20 protein-coding genes are annotated in these 20,706 nt (G+C 66.3%); 13 read left to right on the top strand and 7 right to left on the bottom strand.

Annotation, left to right across the window (positions count from 1 at the left end; translation table 11 throughout):
- Positions 1-23 precede the first annotated feature (23 nt).
- A complete protein-coding gene (recA, locus tag ABS45_RS04220; protein WP_291553352.1) occupies positions 24-1,109 on the bottom strand; it encodes a recombinase RecA in 1,086 nt (361 codons plus the stop codon).
- Positions 1,110-1,215: 106 nt separating this feature from the next.
- Between recA and ABS45_RS04215 the strand changes: the two genes are divergently transcribed.
- From ABS45_RS04215 to ABS45_RS04205, 3 genes are all read left to right on the top strand, one after another.
- Positions 1,216-1,704: a MarR family transcriptional regulator gene (locus tag ABS45_RS04215; RefSeq protein ID WP_291553351.1), complete on the top strand. Its 489-nt coding sequence runs from the start codon at positions 1,216-1,218 to the stop codon at positions 1,702-1,704.
- A 241-nt stretch (positions 1,705-1,945) separates the two neighbouring features.
- Positions 1,946-2,620 carry a response regulator transcription factor gene (locus ABS45_RS04210; protein ID WP_291553349.1) on the top strand — a complete coding sequence of 225 codons (675 nt, stop codon included), beginning with the start codon at positions 1,946-1,948 and terminating at the stop codon, positions 2,618-2,620.
- A gap of 63 nt (positions 2,621-2,683) precedes the next feature.
- Positions 2,684-4,138: a sensor histidine kinase gene (locus ABS45_RS04205; RefSeq protein ID WP_291553348.1), complete on the top strand. Its 1,455-nt coding sequence runs from the start codon at positions 2,684-2,686 to the stop codon at positions 4,136-4,138.
- A 12-nt stretch (positions 4,139-4,150) separates the two neighbouring features.
- On the opposite strand, the gene ABS45_RS04200 is transcribed toward ABS45_RS04205, so the two are convergent.
- The 3 genes from ABS45_RS04200 to ABS45_RS04190 are packed head-to-tail and all read right to left on the bottom strand — an operon-like array spanning position 4,151 to position 6,203.
- The gene (locus ABS45_RS04200) at positions 4,151-4,864 is read right to left on the bottom strand and encodes an SPOR domain-containing protein (RefSeq protein WP_291553346.1); all 714 of its coding nucleotides are present in this window, start codon (positions 4,862-4,864) and stop codon (positions 4,151-4,153) included.
- Positions 4,865-4,869: 5 nt separating this feature from the next.
- Entirely contained in the window at positions 4,870-5,676 is an 807-nt protein-coding gene (locus ABS45_RS04195) for a biotin--[acetyl-CoA-carboxylase] ligase (RefSeq protein ID WP_291553344.1), read from the bottom strand.
- On the bottom strand, positions 5,673-6,203 hold the full coding sequence (locus tag ABS45_RS04190) for an SET domain-containing protein-lysine N-methyltransferase (protein WP_291553341.1): 531 nt from the start codon (positions 6,201-6,203) through the stop codon (positions 5,673-5,675). Before ABS45_RS04190 ends, ABS45_RS04195 begins: the two co-directional genes overlap by 4 nt.
- An 88-nt stretch (positions 6,204-6,291) precedes the next feature.
- On the opposite strand from ABS45_RS04190, the gene ABS45_RS04185 reads away from it, so the two are divergent.
- The gene (locus ABS45_RS04185) at positions 6,292-9,204 is read left to right on the top strand and encodes a DNA topoisomerase III (protein ID WP_291553340.1); all 2,913 of its coding nucleotides are present in this window, start codon (positions 6,292-6,294) and stop codon (positions 9,202-9,204) included.
- Positions 9,205-9,210: 6 nt separating this feature from the next.
- Here the strand turns inward: ABS45_RS04185 and ABS45_RS04180 are convergent, their stop codons facing one another.
- Entirely contained in the window at positions 9,211-9,795 is a 585-nt protein-coding gene (locus tag ABS45_RS04180; RefSeq protein WP_291553338.1) for an NnrU family protein, read from the bottom strand.
- Positions 9,796-9,928: 133 nt separating this feature from the next.
- On the opposite strand from ABS45_RS04180, the gene ABS45_RS04175 reads away from it, so the two are divergent.
- The 5 genes from ABS45_RS04175 (at position 9,929) to ABS45_RS04155 (ending at position 13,463) form a co-directional block, all read left to right on the top strand.
- Positions 9,929-10,318 carry a VOC family protein gene (locus ABS45_RS04175; RefSeq protein ID WP_291553335.1) on the top strand — a complete coding sequence of 130 codons (390 nt, stop codon included), beginning with the start codon at positions 9,929-9,931 and terminating at the stop codon, positions 10,316-10,318.
- A gap of 123 nt (positions 10,319-10,441) precedes the next feature.
- On the top strand, positions 10,442-10,867 hold the full coding sequence (locus ABS45_RS04170) for a VOC family protein (protein WP_291553334.1): 426 nt from the start codon (positions 10,442-10,444) through the stop codon (positions 10,865-10,867).
- On the top strand, positions 10,864-11,562 hold the full coding sequence (locus ABS45_RS04165) for a glutathione S-transferase N-terminal domain-containing protein (protein WP_291553332.1): 699 nt from the start codon (positions 10,864-10,866) through the stop codon (positions 11,560-11,562). The genes ABS45_RS04170 and ABS45_RS04165 overlap by 4 nt, the downstream gene beginning before the upstream one ends.
- 39 nt (positions 11,563-11,601) lie before the next feature.
- Positions 11,602-12,177 carry a DUF1439 domain-containing protein gene (locus ABS45_RS04160; RefSeq protein WP_291553330.1) on the top strand — a complete coding sequence of 192 codons (576 nt, stop codon included), beginning with the start codon at positions 11,602-11,604 and terminating at the stop codon, positions 12,175-12,177.
- A gap of 62 nt (positions 12,178-12,239) precedes the next feature.
- A complete protein-coding gene (locus ABS45_RS04155) occupies positions 12,240-13,463 on the top strand; it encodes an MFS transporter (protein ID WP_291553328.1) in 1,224 nt (407 codons plus the stop codon).
- Positions 13,464-13,510: 47 nt separating this feature from the next.
- Here the strand turns inward: ABS45_RS04155 and recQ are convergent, their stop codons facing one another.
- The gene (recQ, locus tag ABS45_RS04150; protein ID WP_291553326.1) at positions 13,511-15,367 is read right to left on the bottom strand and encodes a DNA helicase RecQ; all 1,857 of its coding nucleotides are present in this window, start codon (positions 15,365-15,367) and stop codon (positions 13,511-13,513) included.
- Between the two features lie 112 nt (positions 15,368-15,479).
- On the opposite strand from recQ, the gene ABS45_RS04145 reads away from it, so the two are divergent.
- A complete protein-coding gene (locus tag ABS45_RS04145; protein ID WP_291553324.1) occupies positions 15,480-16,514 on the top strand; it encodes a homocysteine S-methyltransferase family protein in 1,035 nt (344 codons plus the stop codon).
- Between the two features lie 63 nt (positions 16,515-16,577).
- Here the strand turns inward: ABS45_RS04145 and argC are convergent, their stop codons facing one another.
- Positions 16,578-17,510 (bottom strand): N-acetyl-gamma-glutamyl-phosphate reductase, encoded by a 933-nt coding sequence (argC, locus tag ABS45_RS04140; RefSeq protein ID WP_291553323.1) that lies wholly within the window; start codon positions 17,508-17,510, stop codon positions 16,578-16,580.
- Positions 17,511-17,728: 218 nt separating this feature from the next.
- On the opposite strand from argC, the gene sucC reads away from it, so the two are divergent.
- From sucC to ABS45_RS04125, 3 genes are all read left to right on the top strand, one after another.
- The gene (gene sucC / locus ABS45_RS04135; RefSeq protein ID WP_291553321.1) at positions 17,729-18,889 is read left to right on the top strand and encodes an ADP-forming succinate--CoA ligase subunit beta; all 1,161 of its coding nucleotides are present in this window, start codon (positions 17,729-17,731) and stop codon (positions 18,887-18,889) included.
- 17 nt (positions 18,890-18,906) lie between these two features.
- Entirely contained in the window at positions 18,907-19,800 is an 894-nt protein-coding gene (gene sucD / locus ABS45_RS04130; protein ID WP_291553319.1) for a succinate--CoA ligase subunit alpha, read from the top strand.
- A gap of 98 nt (positions 19,801-19,898) precedes the next feature.
- Positions 19,899-20,699, top strand: a complete 801-nt coding sequence (locus tag ABS45_RS04125; protein WP_291553317.1) for a Stp1/IreP family PP2C-type Ser/Thr phosphatase — start codon at positions 19,899-19,901, stop codon at positions 20,697-20,699.
- The last annotated feature ends 7 nt before the right edge of the window (positions 20,700-20,706 follow it).

The following is a 20,706-nucleotide window of genomic DNA, read 5'->3' as shown; positions in this document are numbered from 1 at the left end:
CACCGATTGCCGCCGTCCGGCGCTCACTGGTCGTCGGCTGCCGCATCCTTGCCGGCTTTTTCTTCCTTGGCGCCAGCGACCGGCGGCAGCAGCGCAATGCCCAGGCCTTCGCGCACCTTGTTCTCGATCTCGTGGGCGAGCTGCGGGTTCTCGCGCAGGAATTCGCGCGCGTTGTCGCGCCCCTGGCCGATCTTCTCGCCGTTGTAGGCGTACCAGGCGCCGCTCTTTTCCAGGATGCGCGCGTTCACGCCCATGTCGATGATCTCGCCCTCGCGCGAGATGCCCTCGCCAAACAGGATGTCGAACTCGGCCGTCTTGAACGGCGGGCTGACCTTGTTCTTCACGACCTTGACCTTGGTTTCGTTGCCGATGGCGTTGTCGCCCTTCTTGATCGTGCCGATGCGCCGGATATCCAGGCGCACCGAGGCGTAGAACTTGAGCGCGTTGCCGCCGGTGGTCGTCTCGGGGCTGCCGAACATCACGCCGATCTTCATGCGGATCTGGTTGATGAAGATCACCATGCAGTTGGTCTTCTTGATGGTGGCGGTGAGCTTGCGCAGCGCCTGGCTCATCAAGCGCGCCTGCAGGCCGGGCAGGCTGTCGCCCATCTCGCCTTCGATTTCGGCCTTGGGCACCAGCGCGGCGACCGAGTCCACGACGATGAGGTCCACGGCGCCTGAACGCACGAGCGAATCGACGATCTCCAGCGCCTGCTCGCCGGTGTCGGGCTGGCTGATCAGGATGTCGTTGACGTTGACGCCCAGCTTTTGCGCGTAGCTGGTATCGAGCGCGTGCTCGGCATCGATGAAGGCGCAGGTGCCGCCTTGCTTTTGCATCTCGGCGATGACCTGCAGCGTGAGCGTGGTCTTGCCCGACGATTCCGGCCCGTAGATCTCGACCACTCTGCCGCGCGGCAGGCCGCCGACGCCCAGGGCGATGTCCAGCCCCAGCGAGCCGGTGGAGACGACCTGGATGTCCTCGATCGCCTCGCCTTCGCCGAGACGCATGATGGTGCCCTTGCCGAACTGCTTTTCGATCTGCGCCAGCGCGGCGGCCAGGGCCTTGGCCTTCTCGGTTTGGGCAGGGGTGGTCTTGACGGCGGTGTCCATGAGAGGCTCCTTGAAAGGGTGAAATACTGGATGCGTTGACAGTAGTTTAAGGCCTTGTTCTGCAAAATTCATGTATTTATTGGTCAGTTTGCCTGACAATGCGGGGATGATCATTTCGGAGCATCAGGATGACCGCTGGCGCCAGACGCATCTGGGCCGGCTGCTCGGCCATGCGATGCGGCGCTTTGACGCGCGCGTGCTGCAGCTGATGGCGCGCGACGTGGGCGTGCCGCTGGCGCTCTCTCACCTTGCGGCACGCGACAAGGTGGGCGCGGCGCATGTGCACATCACCCGCCATCTGTCGCTCGCGGGCGATCGGCTCACCGACCTGGCCGAGCGTGCGGGCATGAGCAAGCAGGCCATGGCCGACCTGGTGGCGCAGTGCGAAGCCTGGGGCCTGGTCACGCGCGAGGCCGATCCGCACGACGCGCGCGCGCGCACCGTGCGCTTCACCGCAACGGGCTTGGCCTGGCTGGAGGCCTTTCGCACCAGCGTGGCGCAGGCCGAGGCGGAGTTTCGCGCCGAAGTCGGCCAAGAGATTGCCACCGTCGTGATGCTGGGGCTGGAGGTCTACGGTGCGGGAGCCATCGGCTAAGGCAACGCTGAACAAGCCCCTCACGCGTCGTGCATCCCACCCTGCGGCGGTCTGCAGCGTTGCAAATCCTCGCGATAGCTCCAGCTATCGCTGCGGTTTGCGCCTCGCAGCCCACCCCCAGCTTGGGCGCACGCCATCGCAGGGACTTGTTCAGCGTCGCCTAAAATTTCAGCAGCGGCCGGGCTTTGCAGAGCGCGCGAGACAGTGCGTACCCACCGTTCAACCTCAGGAGACCCGTGGCATGCGCATCCTCATCGCCGAAGACGACCAGGTTCTCGCGGACGCCATCCTGCGCTCGCTGCGCGGCTCGGGCGCGGTGGCCGACCATGTGGACAACGGCAGCGAGGCCGATGCGGCGCTGCTCACCAACCATGAGTTTGATCTTTTGATCCTGGACCTGGGTCTGCCGCGCATGCATGGGCTGGAGGTCTTGAAGCGTCTGCGCGCACGCGGCAGCGCCCTGCCGGTGCTGGTGCTCACCGCTGCCGACAGCGTCGAGGAGCGCGTGCGCGGGCTGGACCTGGGCGCCGATGACTACATGGCCAAGCCGTTTTCGCTGCAGGAGCTGGAAGCGCGCGTGCGTGCGCTCACGCGCCGGGGCCTGGGCACCACCACCAATCTGCTGCGCCACGGGCCGCTCACCTACGACCCGGTGGGGCGCACCGCCAGCATCGACGGCATGGCCGTGGAACTGTCGGGGCGCGAGCTTGGATTGCTGGAGGTGCTGCTGCAGCGCGCCGGGCGCATGGTGTCGAAAGACCAGCTGGTGGAGCATTTGTGCGGCTGGGGCGAGGAGGTCAGCAACAACGCGATCGAGGTCTATGTGCACCGGCTGCGCAAGAAGATAGAGCAGGGCCCGATCCGCATCGCCACGGTGCGTGGCCTGGGCTATTGCCTGCAGAAAATCGCCCAGTGACGCTATTGAAACGAAAGCATTCATCGCTTGCGTGGCGGGCGCTGACGGCCAATTAGACCAAAAATGCGGCACGAGCAGCGCTCCCTGTTTGGCGAGATCCTCGATTGGATGCTCACGCCGCTGCTGTTGCTGTGGCCCATCAGCCTGGCGCTGACCTGGTTCGTGGCGCAGGATCTGGCGGACAAGCCGTTTGATCGCACGCTGGAATACAACGCCTACGCGCTGGCCGAACTGCTGACGGTGCAGGACGGGCTGGTGCGTTTTGACCAGGCGCAGTCCGCCAGCGGTGTGCTGCGCGCCGATGAGTCGGACGTGGTGTATTTTCAGGTGCTCGCGCCCAGCGGCGCGTTGCTGGCGGGTGAGGCCGATCTGCCCCTGCCGCCGCCGGACGATGTTCCCGCCAGCGATCAGGTGCGGCTGACGAATGCCGAATTGCACGGCGCCAAGCTGCGCGCCGCCTATATCTGGATGCATCTGCCGCAGATCGGCAACGCGCCGGCGCTGGTGCAGGTGGCCGAGACGCGCAACAAGCGCAGCCTGCTGGCCACCGACATCATCAAGGGCGTGCTGCTGCCCCAGCTCTTCGTGCTGCCGCTGGCGCTGCTGCTGGTCTGGCTGGCGCTCACCCGTGGCATCAAGCCGCTGCACCAACTTGAAGAGCGCATCCGCCGGCGCAAGCCCGGCGATCTTTCGCCGCTGGACGACAAGGCGGTGCCGATCGAGGTGGCGCCGCTCGTTGATTCGGTCAACCACCTGCTCGACCGCCTGCATGAATCCGTGGCGACGCAAAAGCGCTTTCTGGCGGATGCGGCGCACCAGCTGAAGACGCCGCTGGCCGGTCTGCGCATGCAGGCCGACCTCGCGCAGCGTCAGGGCGGCAGCGCCGATGAGCTCAAGCAGTCGCTGCAGCAGATCGGCCGCGCCTCGGTGCGCGCCACCCATACCGTCAACCAGCTGTTGGCGCTGGCGCGTGCCGAGGGCGGCATGGCGCTGATGCAGCGCCAGAGCGTGGACCTGGCGCAAATCGTCACCGACGCGGTGCATGCCAGCGTGCCGCAGGCCTTGCAGCGGCATATCGACCTGGGCTACGACGGTGCGCCGGCAGGCAGCCTCGGCGCCGTACTGCGCGGCAATGCCACCCTGCTCTCCGAGCTGGTGCGCAACCTGCTGGACAACGCCTTGCACTACACGCCGTCTTCGGCGCAGGCGCCGGGGGTGGTCACCGCGCGCGTGATCACCGACCCCTTTGGCCAGGTGCTGATGCTGCAGGTGGACAACTCCGGCCCGGGCATTGCGCCGGTGGAACGCGAGCGCGTGTTCGAGCCCTTCTACCGTGCGCTCGGCACCCAGGTGGATGGCTCGGGGCTGGGTCTGTCCATCGTGCGCGAAATCGCCCGCCAGCATGGGGCACAGGTGCAGATCGCCGCACTGGCCCCGGGCCAGGCGGAGCCGGGCGTGCGCTTTACCGTGCGCTTCACGTCGGGGCTTGCGAGCGTTGCCGCCAGTCCGCCGCCATGACCGGACGGCGCACTACGCGCAGGGCTGCAGCGGCGTGTCGCCCCAGGTGATGTGCAAGGCGTCCAGCTGCGCGCGCAGCGCCGCCGTGCTTGCGGGCAGGCGCAGCAGGTACCTGGTTTGCGGCGCGCGCTCCTGTACCACGCGCGCGGTGCGGATGCCGTGGCTGGCCAGATCGGCCTGTCCGCGCTGCGCTGCCTCCTGCGTTGCAAAGCGCCCGAGCGACAGGCCGGGCTCCAGCGCCGCACCGGGGCGATCGAACGCGACTTTCAGCGCACGCAGCTCGGTGCGCTTCTTTGCCAGTGCGTCCTCATCGGCAAATCGGCCCATGTAGACCATCCAGCGCCCGGGGATTTCATTGGCCTCCAGCAGCCAACTGCCTTCGGGCAGCGTCGAAAGCGATGCCCTGATATCTGCCACGCGCGCAGCCTCCAGCGGCCCCGCCTGCAGGCATTGGGGTGTCTCGGATGTCGGCTCGGCGGCGGCGCTGTCGGTCGTCGGTGCGGGAGCTGCCGGGCTGACGGCGGGAGTTGCAGGTGCTGGCGCCGGAGCGGGGCTCGGTGTGCCGGGGCCCAGCAGTTGCAGGGACTGCGGCGCGATCTGCTGCTGCAGGCGCTGAGGCTCGCCCTCCTGCTGCGGTGCCCAGCCCCAGGGCGCCAGCAGCCCGGCGCTCCAGCCGTAGTAGCCCGCGTTGGCGAGCAGCAGCAGGGCTATGGCAAAGCGCAGCATGGCGGTCAATGGCCCGGCGCAGGGCGGACGCTGACTTCCGCGCTGGTAATGCGCTGCATGCCGGCCGCGGTCTGCACGCGCAGCGCGCCATCGTCGTCGACGCCGAGTGCGCGGCCGTGCGTGCCATCGCTGAGCACCACCAGCTTGCCCTTGAGGTGGTCGCGCTGCTCAAAGCGCGGCTGCAGCGGGGCAAAGCCGTAGGCGGCAAAGCCCAGCAGCGTGCGCGCCAGCGGCGCGGCGTAGCGCAGCAGTGCGGCCGGGCCGTCGAGCGTGTCGTCCACGTCCTGCAGGCAGGCAGCGGGCGTGCGCAGGCCTGATTCCGGGGGCAGCTGCAGGTTGAGCCCGATGCCGACAATCGCGCAGCGCTGACCGCTGCCGTCGGCGATTTCCGTCGTCTCGATCAGGATGCCGGCGAGCTTGCGCCCGTCCGCCAGCCACAGATCGTTGGGCCATTTGAGCTCGATGCGCGGCTGCTGGCTGGCGCGTGCGGGCAGCTGCGGCTGCAGGCTTTCCGCCACCGACAGGCCCACGGCCAGCGACAGGCCGGACCAGTCACGCGGCGTGTAGGGCAGTCCAAGCGATACGGCCAGCACATCACCCGCGCCGCTGTACCAGCTGCGCCCCTGGCGCCCGCGTCCGGCGGTTTGCTCCTCGGCAATCAGCAGCGTGGGCGGCAGGGCGCCCTTGCGCGCGCGGCGCATCAGCTCGGTGTTGCTGGAATCGATGGTGGGCAGTACCTCGATCACCAGCCCGGGCAGCAGCGGCGTGAGCTGTGCGCGCAGCGCAGCGAGTGGCCAGTCGCCCAGGCTCATGCGCGGCGGCCCTGGCGTGCGCTGTCGCGCGTGGGTTCGACGGGCCGCCAGCCACGCTTGGGCGCGAGCATGGTGCCGCGGCAGCTCGCCGCGCCGCAGCGGCAGGCGTACTCCATCTTGAGCTTCTTCGTATAGCGCTCGTCGATGATGAGGCCGTAGTCGTAATTGAGCTCTTCGCCTGCGGCAATATCGCGCAGCGCGGTGATGAAGATGCGGCCGTCCTGCTCGTCGGCCCAGCAGTTGGGCGCGCACGAGTGGTTGATCCAGCGCGCCGCGTTGCCGCCCACGTTGGCGTCGATCACATGGTCTTCATCGACGTGAAAGTAGAAGGTGTGGTTGGGCTGCGCCGGATCGTGCGGGTGGCGCCGCTGCGCCTCGTCCCAGGAGATGACTTCGCCCACGTATTCGATGATCACTTCGCCCTCGGCGATGGCTTGCAGCGCGAACACGCCCTTGCCGTGCACGCCCGAGCGGCGCACCTGGATGCGGCGTCCGCGCGGAGCCTGGGGAGCGGGGGAAGCGGCCATCGTGAAAATCTCTGCTACCTTGTATGCATACACCTGCGCGCGCGTGCGCGTGGGGCCGCCCATTGTAGAAGTGCTTACAGACCCATCCATGAGCAAGACTCTCGTCATCGCAGAAAAACCCTCGGTCGCGCAGGACATCGTGCGTGCCCTGACCGCCACCTCGGGCAAGTTCGACAAGTTTGAAGACCATTTCGAGAACGAGCGCTACGTCGTCACCAGCGCCGTCGGCCACCTGGTCGAGATCCAGGCGCCCGAGGAATTCGACGTCAAGCGCGGCAAGTGGAGCTTTGCTCACCTGCCGGTGATCCCGCCGCGCTTTGACTTGAAGCCCGTGGACAAGACCAAGAGCCGCCTGGCCGCCGTCGTCAAGCAGGCCAAACGCAAGGACGTCGCCGAACTCATCAACGCCTGCGACGCGGGGCGCGAGGGCGAGTTGATCTTTCGCCTGATCGAGCAGTACGCGGGCGGTGCCAAGGGCAGCCTTGGCAAGCCGATGCGCCGCCTGTGGCTGCAAAGCATGACGCCGCAGGCGATCCGCGACGGCTTTGACAAGCTTCGCAGCGAGCAGCAGATGCAGGGCCTGGCCGACGCTGCCCGCAGCAGAAGCGAGGCCGACTGGCTGGTGGGCATCAACGGCACGCGTGCGATGACCGCGTTCAACTCGCAGGGCGGGGGCTTTTTCCTCACCACCGTCGGGCGCGTGCAGACGCCAACGCTCTCGCTGGTGGTCGAGCGCGAAGAAAAAATCCGCGCCTTCCAAAGCCGCGACTACTGGGAAGTGCACGGCACGTTTGCCGCGCAGGCGGGTGAATACCTGGGCAAGTGGTTTGACCCGGCGTTCAAGAAGGGCGACGACGTCGAGGCGCGCGCAGATCGCGTCTGGAACCAGGCTGCGGCGCTTGCCATTGCCGATGCGGTGCGCGGTCAACCGGCCACGGTGACGGAAGAATCCAAACCCACCACGCAGGCCAGTCCCCTGCTGTTTGACTTGACCAGCCTGCAGCGCGAAGCCAACGGCAAGTTTGGCTTTTCCGCCAAGACCACGCTCTCGATTGCCCAGGCGCTGTATGAAAGGCACAAGGCGCTGACCTACCCGCGTACCGACGCGCGCGCGCTGCCCGAGGACTATCTGCCAGTGGCGCGCCAGACCTTCGAGATGCTGGCCACGTCCGGTCAGGGGCACCTTGCGCCGTTCGCGCACCAGGCGCTGGAGGGTGGCATGGTGCGCGCCAGCCGCCGGATTTTTGACAACAGCAAGATCAGCGACCACTTCGCCATCATCCCGACCACGCAGGCACCCCATGGCCTGTCGGAGGTCGAGCAAAAGCTCTACGACCTGGTGGCGCGCCGCTTCATGGCGGTGTTCTTCCCGAGTGCCGAATACCAGATCACCACGCGCATTTCCAAGGTGGAGCAGCACAATTTCAAGACCGAGGGCAAGGTGCTGGTGCGCCCCGGCTGGCTCGCGATCTACGGCAAGGAAGCGGCCAGCGAGACCGAGGGTGGCAAGCAAGGCGAGAAGGGCCAGCCGCTGGTGGCGGTGCAGCCGGGCGAAACACCGCTCACGGCCCAGGCCGAGGCCAAGGACCTGAAAACCAAGCCCCCGGCGCGCTACTCTGAAGCGACGCTCTTGGGCGCGATGGAGAGCGCGGGCAAGCAGATCGATGACGACGAGCTGCGCGAGGCAATGCAGGAAAAAGGCCTGGGCACGCCCGCCACGCGCGCGGCCATCATCGAAGGCCTGCTCACTGAAAAATACATGCTGCGCGAGGGCCGCGAGCTGATTCCCACGGCCAAGGCGTTTCAGCTCATGACGCTGCTGCGCGGGCTGGAGGTCAACGAGCTGTGCAAGGCGGAACTGACTGGCGAGTGGGAATACAAGCTGGCGCAGATGGAAAAGGGCCAGCTCTCGCGCGCCGCCTTCATGCAGCAGATCGCCGCGATGACCGAGCGCATGGTCAAAAAGGCCAAGGAATACGACCGCGACAGCATCCCGGGCGACTACGCCACGCTCTCTGCGCCCTGCCCCAACTGCGGCGGCGTGGTGAAGGAGAACTACCGGCGCTACGCCTGCACCGGCAAGGATGGTGGCGAAGGCTGCGGCTTCGGCTTTGGCAAATCACCGGCCGGGCGTACCTTCGAGATCGCCGAGGCCGAGCAACTGCTGCGCGAGCGGCGCATCGGGCCGCTGTCGGGTTTTCGTTCCAAGGCCGGCTGGCCCTTCACCGCCGAAATCGCCATCGTTCGCGACGAGGATGCGAGCAATTTCAAGCTCGAATTCGACTTTGGCGACGACAAGAACGAGGGTGAAACCGGCGAACTGGTCGCGTTCGCCGACGAGGCGCTGGGCCCCTGCCCGGCCTGTGGTGCCGAAGTGCATGAGCACGCCAGCAACTACGTATGCTCGCGCGCCGTGCCCACCGCCGCGCAGCCCGTGCCCACATGCAGTTTCAAGAGCGGCAAGATCATCCTGCAGCAGGCGATCGAGCGCGCGCAGATGGCCAAGCTGCTCGCGACCGGCAAGACCGATGTGCTCGACAAATTCATCTCCAACCGCACGCGCCGCCCGTTCAAGGCGCGCCTGGCGTGGGATGCGGGCGCGGGCAAGGTCAACTTCGAGTTCGAGCCGCGCGACAGCAAATACCCGCCGCGCAAGACGGCGCTATCAAAAACGAGAGCTGCTGACGCAGGTACAGCAAGCGCTAGAGGCCAAAAAAGCTTGAAACCCTCGGCCAAAAAAGCCGCAACCAAAACCCCGCGCAAAACCACGGCGGCCAGCGGCAAGACGCCCAGCGCGGCACTGGCCGCCGTGATCGGCCCCGAGGCCGTGAGCCGCCCCGAGGCGGTGAAAAAGCTCTGGGTCTACATCAAGGAACACGGCTTGCAAAACCCGCAGGACAAGCGCCAGATCGTCGCCGACGACAAGCTGCGCGCGGTGTTCGGCAAGGGCAGCGCCGGGATGTTCGAGGTGGCCGGGCTGCTCGGGCCGCATCTGGGCTGAGCGGGTTCAGCCGCGCGCCATCGGCGCCACGCCTATCCACAGCGCATGCAGCCAGAACGCGAACGCCACCCAGGCCGCCGCGCCGAGCACCACCGTCAGTACGGTGGGTGCAGCCCTGCCTGGTGCAAAGACCGCGCCCTGGTTCCGGTCGCGCTGGCGTGCGGCGCGAAAATCCAGTACGGCCCACAGCAATACGCTGCCAAACAGCAGCAGGTCCGCCAGCTTGCCCGTGGCCAGCAGATGGCCGAAGGCCCAGAGCTTCACGCCCAGAATCATGGGGTGGTGCAGCTTCGCCTTGATCGCGTTGCGTGGCACATAGGCGGCCACCACGAAGATGAAGGCCAGCAGCGTGAACAGCGAGTTCAGGTGCTTGAGCGCGGTCGGCGGGCTCCACAGCATCACCGGCTGCTGGCGCGCCTGCGCATAGCCCCAGACGATCAGCGCCAGGCCTGCCAGAGAAACGATGGAGTACAGACCCTTCCAGGCCAGCGGGCCGAGGCCGGCAATGGCGCGCCCGCGCCAGCCATCGGCCACGATGCGCACCGAATGCATGCCGAGAAACAGTACCAGGCCGATAAGAAGAGTGCTCATGGTGCGTGATGCGTAGGGGAATCTCTGACGATTATCCGTGGACGGCTCGCCGGCCCTTCACGCCCGCGGCGCCCGCGTGCCGAAGCCGCCGCTACCATTGCCGACTTTGAAACTCGTGCACGGAGACCGCCCCATGTTCAGCCACATCATGCTCGGCGCTGCCGACCTGGAGCAATCGAGGCGCTTTTACGATGCCCTGCTGGGCGCGCTGGGCATCGCCGCGGGCGTGGCCAACAAGAACCGCTACTTTTACCGTAGCGCTGCGGGAACCTTCGCCATTTCCACGCCCATCAATGGCGAGCCCGCCTGTTTTGGCAATGGCGCGACCACCGGCTTTGCCGCCGCCTCGCCCGAGCAGGTCGATGCGGCGCACGCGGCAGGCGTGGCCGCGGGTGGCGAGAGCTGCGAGGGCCCGCCCGGCTGGCGTGAGCTGGGCGGCGGCGCGCGCATCTATCTGGCCTATCTGCGCGACCCGACGGGCAACAAGTTGTGCCTGGCGCACCGCCCGGCCAAGGCAGCCTGATCGCCGGATTGCGCTGCCATTGCTGCGCCTGGCGGGGCAGTGTCGCGCTTTTCGGCGGATTCAGCGTCCGGACTGCGGGCCATACTGCAAGCCGTACCCGCTTTCTTCTGACAGGAGCCCTCCATGTACAGCTACGTCATGCTCGGTGCCAGCGATATGGAACAGTCGCGGCAGTTCTACGACGCCTTCTTTGGCGCGCTGGGCCTGCCGCCCGGCATCGCCAATGGCGATCGCTATTTTTACGTCGGCCATTCGGGCACGTTCGGCATTTGCCCGGCCAGCGGCAGCCAGCTCGCGTCGCACAACAGCGTGGGAACCGTGGGCTTTGGCGCGCTCAGCCCCCAGGATGTGGATGCGGCCTGCCTTGCCGGACAGGCGGCCGGTGGCATGCGCACCGATGATCCCGCGGGCTGGCTCGATACCGGCGTGGATGGGCCGCTGTACATGGCCTATCTGCGCGACCCCAGCGGCAACAAGCTGTGCGTGCTGCACCAACCGCCAGAAGCCGGCGCAGAATCAAGCCCCGAGAAAGGACCTACCACGCCATGACCTGGACCCACCCCATCACCGCCCAATGGCCGGCGCAGCACCCCGAGCGCCTGCAGCTGTATTCCCTGCCCACGCCCAATGGGGTGAAGGCCTCGATTGCGCTTGAAGAGTTGGGCCTGCCCTATGAATGGCACCTCGTGAGCTTCGAGAAGAACGACCAGTTCTCGCCCGCGTTTCTCTCGCTCAACCCGAACAACAAGATTCCCGCCATCCTGGACCCCAACGGCCCTGGGGGCAAGCCGCTGGCACTATGGGAGTCGGGCGCCATCCTGGTCTATCTGGCGGAGAAAACCGGCCAACTGCTGGCGCAAGATCCGGCGCAGCGCTACGAGACTCTGCAGTGGCTGATGTGGCAGATGGGCGGCGTGGGGCCGATGTTCGGCCAGCTGGGCTTTTTCCACAAGTTTGCCGGCAAGGATTTCGAGGACAAGCGCCCGCGCGATCGCTATGTGGCCGAGTCCAGGCGCTTGCTGGGGGTGCTGGACAAGCACCTTGCGGGCCGCACCTGGATGGTGGGCGATGCGTACTCGATCGCCGACATCGCGATCTTTCCGTGGGTGCGCAACCTGGTGGGTTTTTATGGCGCGGGCGAGCTGGTCGGCTGGGGCAGCTACCCCGAGATCGAGCGCGTGCTGGCGACCTTCGTGGCGCGCCCGGCGGTGGAACGCGGGCTGCAAATACCGGCGCGCGGCTAGAGAGGTCGAGAGTACCGGGTCAGGGAATGGGGCGGGGACATGCACAGACGTGCATTGTTGTTTTGCACCGCCGCTGCCGTCGGCCTGGGAGTCCATGCCGCTGACGGCGCGGATGCTGGCGAGGCGGGCGCGGCACCCACATTGACGTTCACGCTGGCGCAGATGCAGGCGCTGGTGGACCCGCATTTCCCGGCCGAGGAAGGCGTGGCCGGGGTGGTGGCGCTTGAACTGCAAGCCCCCCGTTTGCACCTGCTACCCGAGATCAACAAGCTGGGGGCAGTGCAGCAGGCGCGGGTACGCGCGCCGCAGTCCGACCGGTGGTTCGATGCGCGTTTTGACCTGCGATTTGCGCTGCGCTACGAAGATGTGGATCACGCCCTGTACGCTACGCATCTTGACATCACGGCGATGCAACTGGGCGGGCTCAAGGGACAGACGGTCGACATCCTGCGGCAATATGTCTCGGGTTGGTTGCAGCTCTCGCTGGTCGAGGTGGCGCTGTACCGGCTGAGCCAGGCCGACCTGCGGCGCATGGCGCTTTTCGGCATGGAGCCCGGGCCGATCACCGTCACTGACGACGGCGTGCGCGTGGCGCTGGTGGTCAAAAGGCCCTGAGCAGCACATAGGCGTGCGCGCCGCTACCATCCAAGGCTCTCGTTCGTCGATCCAGCCTGCCCATGCCGCCCGTCACCACTGCCGCCGCCATGCCCGCGCCCAACCCCACGCGCTACCGCGTGCTCGGCGCGATCAGCTTTTCGCACATGCTCAACGACATGATCCAGTCGTTGATCCTGGCGATCTACCCCATTCTCAAGGGCGATTTCAACCTGAGCTTTCTGCAGATCGGCCTGATCACGCTGACCTACCAGCTCACCGCCTCGCTGCTGCAACCGCTGATCGGCCTGTACACCGACAAGCACCCGCAGCCGCACTCGCTCGCCTTTGGCATGGGCTCGACGCTGTGCGGGCTGCTGCTGCTGTCGGTCGCGCCGAACTTCGGCGTGATTTTGCTGGCGGCTGCGCTGGTGGGCACGGGTTCTTCGGTGTTTCACCCCGAATCGTCGCGCATCGCGCGCCTGGCCTCGGGCGGACAGCATGGGCTGGCGCAATCGATCTTTCAGGTCGGCGGCAACACCGGTTCGGCGCTCGGGCCACTGCTGGCGGCGCTCATCGTGCTGCCGCATGGCCAGGGCGCGATCGCCTGGTTTGCCGTGGCGGCGCTGGTGGCGATCGCGGTACTCTGGCAGATCGGCAACTGGTACCGGCGCCAGTTCCTGGGCAGTGGCGCACGCACCAGGAAGGCGGCCAGCACGGCCGTCAGCCCCGTGCCGCCGAATGTGGTTCGGCGCGCGATTGGCGTGCTGTTGCTGCTCATTTTTTCGAAGTATTTCTATCTCACCAGCCTGACCAGCTACTACACCTTCTACCTGATCGAGCGCTTTCATGTCTCGGTGCAGTCGGCGCAGATCCACCTCTTCGTCTTTTTGTTCGCGGTGGCGGCTGGCACGCTGGCCGGTGGGCCGATTGGTGATCGCATCGGGCGCAAGCCGGTGATCTGGGTCTCGATCCTGGGGGTGGCGCCGTTCACGCTGCTGCTGCCGCATGTCGGCCTGATGTGGACCGGCATCCTGACCTTCATTATCGGCGTGGTCATCGCCTCGGCGTTCTCGGCCATCCTGGTCTATGCACAGGAACTGATGCCCGGCAAGATCGGCGCCGTCTCCGGCCTGTTCTTCGGTTTTGCCTTCGGCATGGGCGGCGTGGGCGCGGCCGTGCTGGGCGTTTTGGCCGACAGCCGGGGCATCGAATTCGTCTACCAGGTCTGTGCGTTCTTGCCGCTGCTGGGGCTGCTCACGGTGTTTTTGCCAACGATAGAACACCCCCGGCCCAAGGCAGCCTAGCGAGTGCCTGGTGGCGCGCTCGAGCGCTATTGAGCAGTGCCCCCCAGCTACGCCTGGCACACCTGCAAGACCTGCGCGCCATACGCCTCCAGCCGCTTGGCGCCCATGCCTGGGATGCCGGCAAGGTCGGCCAGGGTCGCCGGGTTGCGTTCGGCGATCGCGGCCAGTGTGGTGTCCAGAAACACGACGTAGGCCGGCACGCCGTGCTCCCGCGCCACCTCGGCGCGCCAGGCCTTGAGGTTGATGAAGCGCACCTGGGCGCTGGCGCCCAGTTCGGCGGCCGCGGCGGCTGGCGTGTGGCGCCGGGGCTTGCGCGTGCGGCGCGCGGCGGCGCTGGTTTCGCGCAGCAGCACAGGTACTTCGCCGCGCAGCAGCGGGCGGGCGCCGGCGCCCAGGGCCAGCGTATCGAAGGCACGGCCATCTTCCAGCAGCACGCGCTGCACACCCACCGCCTGCGTGGCCAGCAGCTGGCGCAGCACGGCGCGCAGCTGGTGCTCGTTGTAATTGGCGCCCAGGCCGAAGGTGGACAGGCGCTCGTGCCCGAACTGGCGCACCTTGTCGGTCGCGTTGCCGCGCACGATGTCCATCAGATGCCCGGTGCCGAAGGTCAGGCCGCTCATCTCATGCACGCGGTAGATGGTGGACAGGAGCTTGCGCGCGGCGTCGGTGCCATCCCAGACAGCGGGCGGTTGCAGGCAGTTGTCGCAGTTGCCGCAGGGCTCTGACACTTCGCCAAAGTAGACCAGCAGCCGCTGGCGGCGGCAGTCGGTGGCCTCGGCGAGCGTGAGCAGCGCGTCGAGCTTGCCGCGCAGCACGGTCTTGAAGGCCTCGCTGGCGTCGCCTTCGTCGATCATGCGCCGCTGGTTCACCACGTCCTGCAGACCGTAGATCATCCAGGCATCGGCGGGCAGGCCGTCGCGCCCGGCGCGTCCGGTTTCCTGGTAGTAGCCCTCGATGTTGCGCGGCAGGTCGACGTGGGCGACGAAGCGCACATCCGGCTTGTCTATGCCCATGCCGAAGGCGATGGTGGCGACCATGACGATGTCGTCCTCGCGCAGGAACCGGTCCTGGTGCGCCTGGCGGACATCCATTTCCATGCCGGCGTGGTAGGGCAGCGCGGCGATGCCGGCCTGGGACAGCGCCCGCGCCATTTCCTCCACCCGCTTGCGCGACTGGCAATAGACGATGCCCGCTTCGCCGGCGTGCTCCTGCTCGATGAAGCGCAGCAGCTGGGCCAGCGGCTCCTTCTTCTCTTGCACGTGGTAGCGGATGTTGGGGCGGTCAAAGCTGCTGATGAAGACTTGCGCCGAGCCCAGCTGCAGCCCTTCGAGGATGTCGGCGCGCGTGAGTGCGTCGGCGGTGGCGGTCAGGGCGATGCGCGGTACGCCCGGATAGCGCTCGGCCAGCATCGCCAGCTGGCGGTATTCGGGGCGAAAGTCGTGGCCCCACTGGCTCACGCAATGCGCCTCGTCAATCGCCACCAGTGCCAGCTGGCCTTGCGCGTACAGGCCGTCGAGTAGGCTGAGGAAGCGCTCGCTCACCACACGCTCGGGCGCGGCGTAGAGCAGCGTGGTTTCGCCGCGCGCCAGGCGCTGCTCCACCTCCAGCGCCTGCGACCAGTCCAGCGTGGAGTTGAGGAAGGCGGCGGCGACGCCGGCCTCGCGCAGCGCGCCGACCTGGTCGTGCATCAGGGCGATCAGCGGCGAGACCACAAGGGTGACACCCAGGTGCGCCTGCTGGCGTGCAATCGCCGGAATCTGGTAGCACAGCGATTTGCCGCCGCCCGTGGGCATGAGCACGAGCGCATCGCCACCGCCGGTGACGTGGTCGATGATGTCCGCTTGCGGACCACGAAAGCTGTCGTAGCCGAAAACCTGGCGCAGGATGGAGAGAGGGGAGGACAAGGAAACTTCGTTAAAGATAGCTGCTCGCGCTTGTCTGGCATGCGCAGAAGCGGTATTTCATTGAAAAACCGACCCTGCTATTGTCCGGCACGGGTCTTCCTACAATTGCCGCATGACGCTTCCCCATTACACCCGTGCGCAGCCACTGCCCGAAATTCTTGCCAACCGCATCGTGATTCTGGACGGCGCCATGGGCACCATGGTGCAGCGCCTGAAGCTGACCGAGGCGCAGTTTCGCGGCGAGCGCTTCAAGGACTTTCACAAGGACGTGAAGGGCAACAACGAGCTGCTGGTGCTGACGATGCCGCAAGTCATCAGCGACATCCACGAAGGCTATCTCGCCGCGGGCGCCGACCTGATCGAGACCGACACCTTTGGTGCGACCACGGTGGCGCAGGCCGACTACGACATGCAGGACCTGGCGCGCGAGATGAACGTGGCGGCGGCGAAGCTGGCGCGCGCGGCGTGCGACAAATTCAGCACGCCGGACAAACCGCGTTTCGTCATTGGCGCGCTCGGCCCCACGCCCAAGACCGCGAGCATCAGCCCCGACGTGAACGACCCGGGCGCACGCAACATCACCTTCGAGCAATTGCGCGCGGCCTACCACGAGCAGGCCAGCGGCCTGATCGAGGGCGGCGCCGATGTGTTGATGGTTGAGACGATTTTCGACACGCTCAACGCCAAGGCGGCGCTGTTTGCCATCGAAGAGGTGTACGAGGAAACCGGCGAATGCCTGCCCATCATCATCAGCGGCACGGTGACCGACGCCTCCGGGCGCATCCTCTCGGGCCAGACGGTGACCGCCTTCTGGCACAGCGTGCGCCACGCGAATCCGCTCGCCATCGGCCTGAACTGCGCGCTGGGCGCGGCGCTGATGCGCCCCTACATCCAGGAACTCGCCAAGGTCGCGCCCGAGACCTTCATCAGTTGCTACCCCAACGCCGGCCTGCCCAACCCGATGAGCGACACCGGCTTCGATGAAACGCCGGATGTCACCAGCCGATTGCTGCACGAGTTCGCCGCCGAGGGGCTGGTGAACATCGTCGGCGGCTGCTGTGGCACCACGCCAGAGCACATCCAGGCCATTGCTCAAGCGGTGGTGCCGGTGGCGACGCGCAAGCTGTTCTATCCAGCCGAGGCCTGAATAAAAATTGATAGCTATCAGCGGTTTATCAGCAAGCGTTTTGGATGGATTTGACCTGGATTTTTACAGGTCCAACATCAGCTTGAGGTTCTGCACCGCCGCGCCACTGGCCCCCTTGCCCAGATTGTCCAGCCGCGCCACCAGCACCGCCTGGCGGTAGCTGTCGTTGCCGAACACGCGCAGTTCGAGCTGGTTGGTGTCGTTGAGCGCTTCAGCCTCCAGCTTGCCGTCGTCGGTGGCCGGCAGCACCTTGACGAACTGCTCGACGGTGTTGGTTTTGGCGTAGTGGGCGGCCAGCACGTCGTGCAGGTCGGCCGCCGTCGGCTCCCCCCGAAGCAGATCCAGGTGCAGCGGCAGCTCCACCAGCATGCCCTGGCGGAAATTGCCGACGGAGGGCACGAACAGCGGGCGGCGCTTGACGCCGGCGTACTTCATGATTTCCGGCAAATGCTTGTGCGAGAGGCTGAGTGCGTAGAGCTCGTACCTGGCCGCTTCGCCCTTTTCGTGCGCTTCGATCATGGTGCGCCCGCCGCCCGAGTAGCCGCTGACCGAAGGCAGTACCAGCGGATAGTCGTCAGGGATCAGCCCGGCATCCACCAGCGGGCGCAGCAGCGCGATCGCGCCGGTGGCGTAGCAGCCGGGGTTGGCGACGCGGTCGGCGGCGCGAATCGCTGCCAGCTGCCCAGGCGTCAGTTCGGGAAAGCCGAACACCCAGCCGTCCGCCGTGCGGTGCGCGGTGGAGGCGTCGATGATGCGGATGCGCCTGCCGGTTTGCGCGGTGATCGCATCCACCATGGCCACCGTTTCACGCGCGGCGTCGTCGTGCAGGCACAGCACCACCAGATCGACACCGGCGATCAGCGCGCGCTTGGCGGCGGTGTCCTTGCGCAACTGCGGGTCAATGCTCGCCAGCTCGATCTGCGGCAGGGCGTGCAGCCGCTCGCGGATCTGCAAGCCGGTGGTGCCGGCTTCGCCATCGATGAAGACCTTGGCCATGAGGTGTGCTCCTGCGCGTGAGAAACGGTGGTGCCCATCGGGTGACCGCGGGCGTCGTCTGAATGGTGCGTCGCAACATGATACATTCGCCGATTGCCGAGGTCGTGAAGCTGGCGCAGTGATGCGGCGCGACGCGACCCCAGACCCCGCCACTGCGGTTCTGCACTGCGCTCTTCGGCAGCACGGGTAAAGACTCCACCTTTCCTGAGAGAGACCTCATGAAGATTCACGAATACCAAGGCAAGGAAATCTTGCGCAGTTTCGGCGTGCCCGTACCCCGCGGCATTCCCGCGTTCACGGTGCAGGAGGCGGTGGAAGCCGCGCAAAAACTCGGCGGCCCGGTTTGGGTCGTCAAGGCCCAGATCCACGCCGGTGGCCGTGGCAAGGGCGGCGGCGTGAAGGTGGCCAAGAGCATTGACGATGTGAAGCAGCTCGCCGGGCAGATTCTGGGCATGCAGCTGGTCACGCACCAGACCGGACCCGAGGGCCAGAAGGTGCGCCGCCTGTACATCGAAGACGGCGCCGACATCCAGAAGGAGTATTACCTCTCCGTCGTGACCGACCGCGAGAGCCAGAAGGTGGCCTTCATCGCCTCCAGCGAAGGCGGCATGGACATCGAGGAAGTCGCGCACAGCACGCCCGAGAAAATCATCAAGGCCTTCGTCGATCCGCTCGTCGGCCTGACCGAAGCGCAAGGGCAGGAGCTGGCGCGCGGCGTCGGCATGCCGCAGGAATCGGTGGCGCAGTTCGTCGACGTCTGCCAGAAGCTCTACAAGTGCTACATGGAAACCGACGCCTCGCTGGTCGAGATCAACCCGCTCAATCGCGACAGCAAGGGCGCCATCATCGCGCTGGACGCCAAGTTCAATTTCGACAGCAACGCCCTTTTCCGTCACCCCGAGATCGTCGCGCTGCGCGATCTGGATGAAGAAGACCCGGCCGAGGTGCAGGCGAGCAAGTTTGACCTCGCCTACATCAGCCTCGATGGCAACATCGGCTGCCTGGTCAACGGCGCGGGCCTGGCGATGGCGACGATGGACACCATCAAGCTCTTTGGCGCCGAACCCGCCAACTTCCTCGACGTAGGCGGCGGCGCCACCCCCGAGAAGGTCACCGAAGCCTTCAAGATCATGCTCAAGAACCCCAAGGTCAAGGGGATTCTGGTCAACATCTTCGGCGGCATCATGAAGTGCGACACCATCGCCACCGGCGTTATCACCGCCTGCAAGGCCGTGAACCTGTCGGTACCGCTGGTCGTGCGCATGAAGGGCACGAACGAAGAGCTGGGCAAGAAGATGCTGGCCGAATCCGGCCTGCCCATCATCAGCGCCGACACCATGGCCGAAGCGGCGACCAAAATCGTCGCCGCCGTCGCTTAAGCCCGGGAGAGAACAACATGTCGATCTACATCAACAAAGACACCAAGGTCATCACCCAGGGCATCACCGGCAAGACGGGCCAGTTTCACACCCAGAAATGCCAGGAGTACGCCAATGGCAAGCAGTGCTTCGTCGCCGGCGTGAACCCGAAAAAAGCGGGTGAGAAAATTTTTGACATTCCGATCTACGGCACCGTGAAGGAAGCGGCGCGGCAGACCGGCGCCACGGTGAGCGTGATCTACGTGCCGCCGGCCGGCGCAGCGGCTGCCATCTGGGAAGCCGTCGAGGCCGACCTGGATCTGGCCATCTGCATCACCGAAGGCATTCCGGTGCGCGACATGCTGGAAGTGCGTAACAAGATGAAGGCCAAGGAAGCCAGGGGCGGCAAAAAGACGCTGCTGCTCGGCCCCAACTGCCCGGGCCTCATCACGCCCGACGAGATCAAGATCGGCATCATGCCCGGCCATATCCACATGAAGGGCCGCGTGGGCGTGGTTTCGCGCTCCGGCACGCTGACCTATGAAGCGGTGGGGCAGTTGAGCGAGCTGGGCATTGGCCAGTCCAGCGCCGTCGGCATCGGTGGTGACCCGATCAACGGCCTCAAGCACATCGACGTGATGAAGGCCTTCAACGACGACCCCGAGACGGATGCCGTCATCATGATCGGCGAAATCGGCGGCCCGGACGAGGCGGACGCGGCGCGCTGGTGCAAGGCCAACATGAAGAAGCCCATCGTCGGCTTCATCGCCGGTGTGACCGCGCCTCCCGGCAAGCGCATGGGCCATGCGGGGGCGCTGATCTCCGGCGGCGCCGACACGGCCGAGGCCAAGCTGGCGGTGATGGAGGAGTGTGGTTTCAAAATCACACGCAATCCGTCGGAGATGGGGCGCATCCTCAAGAGTCTGCTCTGAGCCTTGCGGCCCGGTGCGAAGCCAGCTCCCGGAGCTGGCTTTTTTGTCGGCGCAACGCCGCCGCCCGTATCATTGCGCCCTTGCAGCGTTTAACGCCCATGGGCGTCACCGACGGCCAGCCGATGCCTTCCCCTCTGGATTACGAGTTTTGCGCGCGCACCGATGTCGGGCGGGTGCGCAGCAACAACGAAGATGCCGTGGCCGTCTGCGCCGATGCGCGGTTGATCGTTGTCGCCGACGGCATGGGCGGGTACAACGCGGGCGAAGTCGCCAGCGCGATGGCGGTGCAGATCATCGAGCAGGAGCTTGGTGCCTGGCTGATGGCCGCGGGCCAGGCGGTGGATGTCACGCTCATTCGCGAGACCTTGACCGCCTGCGTCGACCGGGCAAACGCCGAGATCCTGAACGCGGCACTCGACCGCCCGGAATACGCCGGCATGGGAACCACGCTGGTGGCCGGCGTTTTTGCGCGCGACCGACTGCTGCTCGGTCATATTGGCGATTCACGCGGCTATCTGCTGCGCGACAAGCGGCTGCGCCGCATCACGCGCGACCACACCTGGCTGCAGGAGCAGGTGGACAGTGGTCTGATGACGCTGCAGCATGCGCGCCATTCGGGCATGCGCAACCTGCTCACGCGCGCGCTCGGGGTTGATCCGCAGGTGCGGCTGGAAATCAATGAATTCACGGTGCAGGCCGATGATCTGTTCCTGTTCTGCACCGATGGGCTGACCGACCGCATGAACGACCAGGACCTGGAGGTGCTGCTGCGCGATCCTTCCGCGTTGCCGCTGCTGGCCGAGCGCCTGCTGCAGCAGGCCAATGCCCTGGGCGGGCGCGACAACACCAGCGTCATCCTGGCGCGCACGAGCGTCGCGGCCGGCATGGTTGGTCGATAATCGGGCG

The sequence above is a fragment of the Comamonas sp. SCN 65-56 genome (assembly GCF_001724135.1).
Classification (GTDB): Bacteria; Pseudomonadota; Gammaproteobacteria; order Burkholderiales; family Burkholderiaceae_C; genus Comamonas_C.
Note: the sequence above shows the minus strand (reverse complement) of the source record. Positions and strands in the feature narration are given on the sequence as shown.